Consider the following 9,512-nt stretch of genomic DNA (forward strand, 5'->3'; position numbering starts at 1 on the left):
TGGGTCTGCTCGGAGTAGTTGCCGATACCGATCTGAAGGACGGAAGCCTCGTGGCCGTAGATGCCCGACTGATCCTGCTCGGCCCGGTTGAAGCCGCCGACCTGGATCGCCACGGCGTCATGACCGATGCCGTACTGGTCCTGCTCGGCCGAGTTCTTGACGCCGGCCTGAATTGCCAGTGCGTCGTTGAAGCCGCCGACCTGCTTCTGCTTGACCGAGTTGCCGATACCCATCTGGACCGCGGCGGCTTCGTTGTAGGTGCTGAGCCGGCCTTCCTGGGTCTGCTCGACCTTGTTGTCGATGCCGACCTGGAGCGACATGGCGGAGTTCCGCAGGCCTTCCTGGGTCTGGTTCAACTCGTTGCCGAGGCCGAGCTGGGCGCCGGCGACGACGCCTTCGTAGCCGGACTGGGTCTGGAGCGAGTCGTTGCCGCCGCCGACCTGAAGGATATAGGCGTCGTTGCTGCCGGCCAGGGCGGCGCCGGTGGACAGGGTGACGAAAGCAACGGAAGCGAGAAGAAGATTACGCATGACTTTAGCCTCTATTTTGGGAAGAACAGGGCGAAATTGCCCGGTGGAAGCCGATTATCGGTCCAAACGAATGGTCTTTCGGGGAGAGGCGGGGGTGATGAAGAACCCCCGCCGACCGGCCTGAATGATTTGCCGAGCGATTACTTCTGGGTCTGCGTCGCGGTATTCTTGAAGCCGACTTGGATCGCCGAGGCGTTGTCGTTGTAGCTGGTCGTTTCCTGCTTCTGATTGACGGTGTTCTTGGCGCCGATCTGCATGGCCGCAACGTCGCCGAAGGAGCCATACTGATTCTGCGTCACGGTGTTGTTGATGCCGGCCTGAACCGCCAGTGCGGAGTTCTCCATGGAGGATTGATACTGGCTGCCGATGTTCCCGATACCAGCCTGAAGGATCACCGCTTCATGGTTCATGCCGGTCTGTGTCTGAGTCGCCCGGTTGTCCTTGCCGATCTGAAAGCCGAGCGCAGCCGAATGGATAGCCGGCGCGGGTATGTCGATCGTGACGGTCTTCTCACCGTCTTTGACGCTGCTGTTATCTTTGTTCTTATCCTTATCCTTATCTTTGTTCTTGTTCTTATCTTTGTCCTCGTTTTTGCCGTTGTTGGACTTCTCGACCAAGATGTCCGTCTTGGTCGTGCTCTTGGTCATGGTGCCTTGAGACTGGGCAATGGTATTGCCGGCGCCGACCTGGATCGAGCTGGCGAGGTTGTAGGCGCCGAACTGGGTCTGCGTCGCTACGTTCTTCTTGCCTGCCTGGACGGCGACTGCCGCCGACGAGAAGCTGGGCACGTCGAAGACTTCATTGCTGACTTCGGGATCGCCGAGGGATTTACCCGACGCGTTGATCTTCTGAATGGAAGTGACGGACTCGCCGGTGATGCCCTGGTTCTGAGTAACGGTGTTGTTGCGGCCGACCTGCACCGCTGCCGCAAGGTTGCCGGCCGATTTATGGGCTTGGGTCTGGGTGATGGTGTTGTTCTTACCGGCTTGCATGGCAGCCGCTGCATTCATCCAGCCGTCCTGGGTCTGAACGGCATTGTTGGCGTGGCCAGCCTGGACGACGGCGGTCTCGCCGACACCGGTCTGGGTCTGTGCAGACACGTTGCCAAAGCCAAACTGGGCTGCCGCCGCCGTGTTGCCGACCGCGGTTTGATCCTGGGTCGCATTATTGCCGCCGCCGACCTGGAGGATGTAGGCATCGTTGTTATCGGCAAGGGCTGCCGAGGTCAGCGTGAATATAGCAACTGAAGTAAGCAGAATACTGCGCATGATTTGATATTTTCCATTTTTGCTGGTTAGGATCAGGGCAAAAACGCCCATTGGACTTTTGTAAATGTCCTAACGAATATTATCTTGGGCAGGGCCGGGAGGTTGGATTCGACCTCCCGGTACCAGGTCTTGCTATGAGGCGGGCTGGGCCACCGGCGCTTCGGCCGATTGCGGGGCCGGTGCCTGATGTTCCACGGGAGCGGACATCGGGACGGCGCCCGGTGCGATGATCCGGCCGCCCGGATTGGGCGTCTGTCCCGGCACGATATATGTCGGACCCGGTGTCGGCGCGGGGACGCCGGGCGTCAGGGGCGGAGCCAGCTTTTCCTCGCCGTTGGCATCGGGGGAGGGCGACCGGGCCGGCGGCGGGCTGACCTGGAGGTCGCCGGGCGAAGTCTTGACGGTCTGGACGTTGTAGATACCGTCGCGCTCGGCCCAGTACTTGTTGATCAGGCCTTGTGTCTGGGCGGGGTCCTTGAGCCGCCAGAAGTTGTCGATCAGGCCTTCGACCACCAGGGTATAGACGGCCTTCTCGACCGCCGACTTGACCGCCAGGGTGACCGGCTCGTTCGTGGTGATGCCGGTCTCGACTTCCAGCAGCTTCTTGAAATCGACGAAGCGGAAGGCGCCGCCCTGGAGGGCCGCTGAATATATCGTCTTGGAAACGTTGACCGATTTCAGCACTTCGCCGGACTGGACCGATACGGCGCGGAGGAAGACCGTGACGGTATCGCGGCGGTAGTCGGCGTTCGCGCCGATGCCGAGGAACCGGGCGCCGAAGCCGCCGGTGATGGTATTGCTGTCGTAGCCGATGATGCCGCCTTCCAGCATGATGCCGGCATAGGTCATCGGGGGCAGCGGCGGCAGGTCCTTTCCGCCGTATTCCTCGCGGGTCACCCGGATGATCTGCCGTTCCTGAAGAAGGGAAGGCAGGGACGCCCGCTCGACCGGAGTGAACCACTTCCTGTTGCCGGCGCGTTCCAGAGCGTTGATCAGAATGGATGTGCCGCCCTGGGTAACGGCCCGGCTGTATTCGGAGAAGTTTTCGTTGGGCTTGTTCTGCCCGGTCAAATCCTCGAACTTGTAGACGGCGACCGCGACTTTGCGGAACGGTTCCGGCAGGGCCTGGAGTTCATCCAGGTTGATGGTCTTGATCTCGGCTTCCGCCGGCTGGGAAAAGGCCAGTTCCGGGCGGCTATTGGGTTGGGCGCAGGCGGCCAGGGCCGCGCTGCTCACCACGGTGAGCAGTAGGTTGCGGAAAATACGCATGACTGAAAACTCTCTTCACAGGAAATTGCCGAAAATCCGGCATTGATGTCAGCGGATCGTGAAGCTTCCGTCGGAGTTCGGCGTAATGGAAAGGCCGAGACCGCTTCGCGTGGCGGTGCCGCTGCTTGTCCCCGTGGTAGTATCGGTGGCGCCGGCGGTGCCGGAACTGGTGCCGTTTCCGATGCCGTCGGTCAGGACGCCGTTGCCGGCGGTTCCCGTGGTTCCGGTCCCCGCCGTGCCGGCAGTCGTGGCGCCGGCGGTGCCGAAATCGATGTTGTTGAGGACTTCCTCGATATCGACGGCGTCGGGGTCCTTGTAGCGGTCGTTGGCATTGGCGATGCCAAGCAAATGTGCGGAGTTGAAAGGATCGCCGCCAAACGAAGGATTGATCGGCCGGTAAGTGAGTTGACCGGCTGCGGCGGTTCCGTTCAAGCAGACCAATAAAATGGTGCCTGCGATAAGGGAATTCGATACTTTAGCCATTTGTCATTTCCTCGCTCAGCCCGCGTCCGGCTGGCTATTGTTTTATTTGTTCGGATTTTTGGATCGCTTTGTTTTGCGTCCCGCCGTGTTCTGAGATTGAAAATACCGATATGGGTAGAAACAGCCAAGCCGTGGAAGAGAGGTACGGGATTTTTATAAAGTTTTAACGAAAGTTTACTCATGCGCCTTCAGGACCGCTTGGATTGGGTATCCGTTCACGTCAGGCGGACGGGATGCGGATCGTGCCGACGGGGGAGGCGCAGCATACTTCCAAAGAGAGGCCGCCCGACATCGCGCTGCCGAACCCGTTATATCTTTAACTAAATTTACTATGATTTCATGAATTCGATGTCGAAATAGAAATAAATTTGCCTGATGCTTGTTGAAAAACCAGAAAAACTAGCATTGACCTTTAGGATATTTACTTTCGAGTTCGCTCCAAATAGCTTCAGCTATGTAGCGTAATCTTTTCTGGAACGCTGGAAGCGGTAACAAGCAAAGGGCTGCTCATGACGATGCTGAATTCGGGAGTGCTCCAGTGAGATCCGGCTATCGTCCATCGCTCAGACTGAAGCTGATCGTGGCTTTCACCATTCTCTCGTCCGTCGTCGTCACCGGAATCAGCATGCTGGTCGGAGCGATCGCATCGCGCCAGGTCGAGCGCAGCAGCAGCGCCATGCTGACGGAAGTCGCGCATCAGATGCGCGACAAGCTGGATACCGGCATGTTCGAGCGGTTCCGCGACATCGGCGTCGCGGCGTCGCTGACGAAGCATCTGCTTGGCCCCGGCAGTGCCGATGGCTGGCGCTCGCTGGTGAACAGGCTTCAGGCGACATACCCGCTCTATGCCTGGATCGGCTTCACCGATGCGCAAGGAACGGTCGTGGCATCGACCGGAGGGTTGCTGGAGGGCAAGGATGTCGGCGCCCGGCCGTGGTTCCAGGAAGGCTTGCGCGCAATCCATGCCGGCGACGTCCATGAAGCGCTGCTGCTCGCGAAGCTGCTGGCCGAACCGTCGGAGGAGCCGCCGCGATTCGTCGACGTGGCGGCGCCGGTCGTCGATGCCGGCGGCAACACCATCGGCGTGCTGGGCGCCCATCTGAACTGGCAATGGGCGGAGGAGGTCGAGCGCTCCGTTCTGGTGGATGCCGCCCGCCATGAAGCGGCGGAGGTGCTGGTGGTCACCCGCGAAGGGCAGGTGATCCTGGGGCCGGCGGGGCTTCGGCATACGGCGCTTGACCTTGCCAGCATCCGGGCGGCGCGGGCCGACGGCGGCGGGTCGATGGTCGAGCGCTGGCCCGACGGCAGGGACTACGTCGTCGGCTATGCCCGGAGCCTGGGCCATCGGGAATATGCAGGCCTGGGCTGGACCATACTGGCGCGGCAACCGCTGGAAGTCGCCCTGGCGCCGGTTTCGACTCTGCGGCAAAGCATCCTGATGGCCGGGCTGGCGACGCTGCTGGCGTCGCTGGGCTTCGGCTGGTTCATGGCGTCGCGGCTGGCATCGCCGCTGGCGCGGCTCCGGCGGGCGGCGGACCGCCTTATGGAAGTGTCCGGCCCGGTATCGATCCCGCTGGCCGACGACTATGCCGAAGTGAAATCGCTCAGCCAGTCGCTTGACCTGCTGGTCCGCCGGTTGCGGGAGCGCGAAGAGCAGGTGCGGATGACGGTGGAAGCCGGGCAGGTCGGGATGTGGGACTGGGACATGGAGAGCGGCGCCATGATCTGTTCCGACCGGTGCCGGGAGATCCTGGACATCGACGGCGCCATCGGGCTTGCGGCTATCCTGGACCGCGTCCACGTGGACGACCGCGAATATTTCGGCAGGTCGATGGACACCATATCCACCCTGGACGAGATGCGGATGGAGATCCGCACGGTAGACCGGGCCGGCGAAACCCGCTGGATCGACATCCGGGGGCGTGTGGCCGAGAACCGGACGCTGCCTGCGCGCTTTCTCGGCACGATGATCGACATCACCGACCGCATCCGCCTGATGCAGGAGCTGGGCGATTGTCTCCACGAGAAGGATATCCTGCTGACCGAAGTGCATCACAGGGTCAAGAACAACCTTCAGGCCATCTGCGGGCTGTTGCAGGTGGAATCGAACCGGCTGCGCCACAATCCCGAAGCCCGCGAGCGCATGCACCTGATCGGCCAGCGCATCGCCGTGCTGGGGTCGATCCACCAGCACCTTTATACGGCGGACAACGTGGCGGAGGTCAGGATCACAGACCACTTCCGCCGGCTGTGCGAGACGCTGTGGGGAAGTTACCTGGACCGGCCGGTCAAGCTGACGGTGGATGCCGAGCCCCTGTGCTGCGACCTGGATACCGCGCTGCCGCTGGGCCTGATCGCCCATGAACTGGTGATCAACAGCCTCAAGCACGGCTGCGCCGGCGGCGGGAATGAATGCGTGCGGATCGGCCTGCACCACCGGCCCGAGATCGGCCGCGTCGTGCTGACGGTTTCGGACGACGGTCCGGGTCCGGCGGAGGACACGGCGCCCGGCGGGACCTCGCCCGGCGCGGGGCTGGGGCTGATCCTGCTAAGGGCGCTGGCGGACCAGATCGACGCCACGATCGAGGTCAGAGCCTTGGCCGGGTACCGGACGGCGGTGTCGGTCGAGGCGCACCGCTTCTCCGGCTTCGGCGCCGGCGCGCCGCCCGGGCGGGCTTGGGAGGTGGCTTCAACCTGAAGCGGGCCATCCGGGCCGGTCCGGGCCAATCTGGGAACGGAGGGACGGCGGATGGGTTCATGACCTGATCCGATCCCGGACGCGCAACGGATGGCTGTTCGCCCATGGACGCTACGAAATACGACCGGCTGCTGAACCTGTGGCTTCGGCTCAAGACCAGCCTGTGGTTCATACCGGTCCTGATGACGCTGGGTGCCGGAGTCATCGCCGTTCTGGCCTTGCGGATAGACAGCGATCTTCTGCCCGACGGCGAGCGGGTCTGGTGGCTTTACAGCGGCAATCCGGGAAGCGCCAGCGACCTGCTGTCGACCCTGCTGTCCTCCATCATCACGATGGCGACGCTGGCGATCTCGATCACCATGGTCGTGCTGACGCTGGCGGCGAGCCAGCTTGGTCCGCGCCTGATCCGCAGCTTCATCGGCAACCAGTGGACGCAGGCGTCGCTGGGCTTCTTCATCATGACGATCGTCTATCTGCTGCTGGTCTATCGCCGGGTGGACGATCAGCTCTCGGTGGACAACGTGCCCCATGTGGCGATCACGCTGGGCAGCGTGCTGTCGCTGGTCTGCGTCTTCCTGCTGCTGTTCTATGTGCATCACCTTGCCAGCTCGATCGTATCGGATACGGTGGTCAATCGTGTCGGCGGCGAGATGGACGACCTGATCGAACGGCTTCTGCCCGAAGCGGGCGCCGTCGCCCCCCGCGATACCCGGCCGGAGACCGATGTCCCGATTGAGGCCGGCGGCAAGCCGCTGGGGCTGCCGAAGGGCGGCTATGTCCAGGCCATCGAGTATGCGGAGCTGGTCAAGCTTGCCCATGACCACGACGTGACCCTGACGCTCCGCTTTCGCGGCGGCTCGCACCTGCTGGCCGGCGGACGCCATGTGCTGGTCTTGCCGCAGGAGCGGGCGAGCGACGAACTGGCCGGCAAGATCGCCGACGCCATCGTGCTGGGCGCCGAACGCACGCCGACCCAGGACCTTGAGTTCTCAATGCGCCAGATGGTCGAAGTGGGGCTTCGCGCCCTGTCCCCCGGCATCAACGACCCCTATACCGCCGTCGCCGTGATCGACCGGCTGGCGACGTCGATCTCGCTGGTGATGCGCCGCGACATGGAGCCTGTCGTCCACCGGGACGAGGACGGCGTGGCGAGGCTCATGACCCGGCCTGTTACGTTCACCGGGCTGGTCGACCGGGCCTACAACGAACTGCGTCAGTCGGCATCGACCTCTCCCGCCGTCCTGATCCACATGCTCGATTCGCTGACTGAACTGGCCTGCCATTGCCGGACCGCGCAGCAGCGGGACGCCCTGGCCCGGCATGCCGGGATGATCGCATCCGCCGGTCACCGCTCCGTCGAGGAAGAGGCGGACGCGATGGCGATTTCCATCCGCTACGACACGGTGGTCAGGAGCCTTGCGGCGCTGGACGTATCCTGAGCGGGCTTCCGTGCTATGAACCCGGTATGGTCCGAAGCGGAAGGCCGCAGGGGAAAGCCCTGAGGGAAAGGTAATTCATGGCGCGGCTGAGACATCACCGGGAAAACCATCTACTGGAACGCATCGGATGGCTGCGGGCGGCAGTGCTGGGGGCGAACGACGGCATCGTTTCGACCGCCAGCCTGATCGTCGGCGTCGCGGCGTCGAATGCCGAGCCGAGGGAGATCCTGGTCGTCGGCGCCGCCGGGCTGGTGGCGGGCGCCATGTCGATGGCGGCGGGGGAGTATGTCTCCGTCAGTTCGCAGGCCGATACCGAGCAGGCCGAGCTCGCCAAGGAAGCGAAGGAACTGCACGAGTATCCCGACGCGGAACTGGAGGAACTGGCGCAGATCTATATCGGGCGTGGACTGACGCCGGATCTGGCTCGGCAGGTCGCCGTGCAGTTGACGGCGTACGACAAGATAGGGGCGCATGCCCGCGACGAACTTGGGATTACCGAGATTACGACAGCGCGTCCCGTTCAGGCGGCCATGGCCTCGGCAGCGTCCTTTGCGGTCGGGGCAGGCTTGCCGCTGGCGACGGTGCTGGTGGCGCCGGCCGGAACGCTGATCCCGGCGGTGTCGGTCGCGTCACTGGCCTTGCTGCTGCTGCTGGGCGCCATCGGCGCCCAGGCCGGCGGGGCCGACCCGGTCAAGGGAGCGTTACGCGTGGGCTTCTGGGGATCAGCGGCGATGGCGCTGACCGCCGGCATCGGGGCGGTGTTCGGGACCGTCGTGTAGCGGGGGCGGGCCACATAAGTTCTGATTAAAATCGTTCCTGCGCGTCATGTGGGCATTCTATTTCGCTTCACCGTCATGCCAAGACTTGATCTTGGCATCTCCCGGCGAAAGCTGACGTGAGGACTTCAACCTGAAGTCCAGATGTCACCCGTTAATCTCCTGAAAGGAGATACCAAGATCAAGTCTTGGTATGACGGAAAGGTGGAGGAGACAGCCTGAGTTTGCGCCTGTGGTAGGAGCAGGGGAGCCGGGGCGAGGGAGCGTCGGCCCAAGCAAAAAGGGCGGGGTTGCCCCCGCCCTTCCTGGGAATATTCTGTTGCTAGGCCATTCCAGCCCCGCCTAGTTTCACCACGGCCACCGTTAGGCAGCTACGCGGAGATCCTGAGCATTGTGGTTGTCATTTGCGACATTCACAAGTTGTCGGACGAGCTTCACCCCGAAGGGGATCAGCGGGCGTACCTCACCCAGCATCTAAACGACCCTTATTCACCCACGTCGATCCTAATTCGCCCCCATAGGACAAGCCCTGAACTCCAAAGGAGGTTTGGCCTGATGGTCCGAAGACCATGCCTCGCTCATCACGAGGTCTTTTGGTGGAGGCGGGGGGCATTGCAGCCCCCGTCCGCCAGGTCTTATATGATCGCAGTCTCGAACGGCCCGAAGGCCGCTCTGCAATGCTGACCCATAGATAGGAGAAATCGGTCGGGACTTCAAGCCCCCTGACGGGGCCTCAATGGATCTATCATGCCGGGGTATTCGGGGCCGGCGCGGTGACCAGGGCCAGAAGTTCCCGCTTGATCGCATCCTTGCGGGCGAAGGCGTCTTGTCGCTGGTGCTGAAGGGGGGTGACGCGGATAATAGTGGTTTGGTTCGTCGCAACCGGTACCATCGTCCCGAAAATGGTAACAGCCTATCCGGCGCGAGGAGGTCAGCAGTGATCAAGGAACTTGATCCCGTCGTACTGACGGAAAGCCTACCCGACGAAGGGCTGGAAGCCGGAGACGTGGGCTGGGTTGTGATGGTCCATGGCGATGGAGCCGGATATG

8 protein-coding genes and 1 other RNA gene are annotated in these 9,512 nt (G+C 62.6%); 4 read left to right on the forward strand and 5 right to left on the reverse strand.

The features are described from left to right. The 4 genes from AC5JJ6_RS27650 to AC5JJ6_RS27665 all read right to left on the reverse strand — a co-directional run. The coding region (locus tag AC5JJ6_RS27650; RefSeq protein ID WP_496045147.1) for a hypothetical protein at positions 1 to 530 on the reverse strand (530 nt) is incomplete at its 3' end. A gap of 140 nt (positions 531 to 670) precedes the next feature. Beyond that, the gene (locus AC5JJ6_RS27655; protein ID WP_496045148.1) at positions 671 to 1,798 is read right to left on the reverse strand and encodes a hypothetical protein; all 1,128 of its coding nucleotides are present in this window, start codon (positions 1,796 to 1,798) and stop codon (positions 671 to 673) included. A 132-nt stretch (positions 1,799 to 1,930) separates the two neighbouring features. After that, positions 1,931 to 3,067, reverse strand: coding sequence for a CsgG/HfaB family protein (locus AC5JJ6_RS27660; protein WP_496045149.1), 1,137 nt, complete (start codon positions 3,065 to 3,067; stop codon positions 1,931 to 1,933). Positions 3,068 to 3,115: 48 nt separating this feature from the next. Continuing rightward, complete coding sequence (locus AC5JJ6_RS27665) at positions 3,116 to 3,550, reverse strand: curli assembly protein CsgF (protein WP_496045150.1); 435 nt, start codon at positions 3,548 to 3,550, stop codon at positions 3,116 to 3,118. A 538-nt stretch (positions 3,551 to 4,088) separates the two neighbouring features. On the opposite strand from AC5JJ6_RS27665, the gene AC5JJ6_RS27670 reads away from it, so the two are divergent. The 3 genes from AC5JJ6_RS27670 (at position 4,089) to AC5JJ6_RS27680 (ending at position 8,466) form a co-directional block, all read left to right on the forward strand. Continuing rightward, the gene (locus AC5JJ6_RS27670) at positions 4,089 to 6,248 is read left to right on the forward strand and encodes a sensor histidine kinase (protein WP_496045151.1); all 2,160 of its coding nucleotides are present in this window, start codon (positions 4,089 to 4,091) and stop codon (positions 6,246 to 6,248) included. Positions 6,249 to 6,352: 104 nt separating this feature from the next. Further along, positions 6,353 to 7,687, forward strand: a complete 1,335-nt coding sequence (locus AC5JJ6_RS27675; protein WP_496045152.1) for a DUF2254 domain-containing protein — start codon at positions 6,353 to 6,355, stop codon at positions 7,685 to 7,687. A 77-nt stretch (positions 7,688 to 7,764) separates the two neighbouring features. Further along, the gene (locus tag AC5JJ6_RS27680) at positions 7,765 to 8,466 is read left to right on the forward strand and encodes a VIT1/CCC1 transporter family protein (RefSeq protein WP_496045153.1); all 702 of its coding nucleotides are present in this window, start codon (positions 7,765 to 7,767) and stop codon (positions 8,464 to 8,466) included. Positions 8,467 to 8,768: 302 nt separating this feature from the next. Here the strand turns inward: AC5JJ6_RS27680 and ssrA are convergent. Beyond that, positions 8,769 to 9,168, reverse strand: a transfer-messenger RNA (tmRNA) gene (gene ssrA, locus AC5JJ6_RS27685). A 31-nt stretch (positions 9,169 to 9,199) separates the two neighbouring features. Between ssrA and AC5JJ6_RS27690 the strand changes: the two genes are divergently transcribed. Beyond that, positions 9,200 to 9,512, forward strand: a 313-nt coding sequence (locus AC5JJ6_RS27690; RefSeq protein ID WP_496045154.1) for a DUF4926 domain-containing protein, incomplete at its 3' end; no start/stop codon positions are given.

This window comes from Skermanella sp., assembly GCF_059503625.1.

What these genes read in the sequence shown, in the direction of transcription:
- AC5JJ6_RS27655 (WP_496045148.1), bottom strand. Translation starts at nt 1,798, where the DNA reads ATGCGCAGTATTCTGCTTACTTCAGTTGCTATATTCACGCTGACCTCG.
- AC5JJ6_RS27660 (WP_496045149.1), bottom strand. Translation starts at nt 3,067, where the DNA reads ATGCGTATTTTCCGCAACCTACTGCTCACCGTGGTGAGCAGCGCGGCC.
- AC5JJ6_RS27665 (WP_496045150.1), bottom strand. Translation starts at nt 3,550, where the DNA reads ATGGCTAAAGTATCGAATTCCCTTATCGCAGGCACCATTTTATTGGTC.
- AC5JJ6_RS27675 (WP_496045152.1), top strand. Translation starts at nt 6,353, where the DNA reads ATGGACGCTACGAAATACGACCGGCTGCTGAACCTGTGGCTTCGGCTC.
- AC5JJ6_RS27680 (WP_496045153.1), top strand. Translation starts at nt 7,765, where the DNA reads ATGGCGCGGCTGAGACATCACCGGGAAAACCATCTACTGGAACGCATC.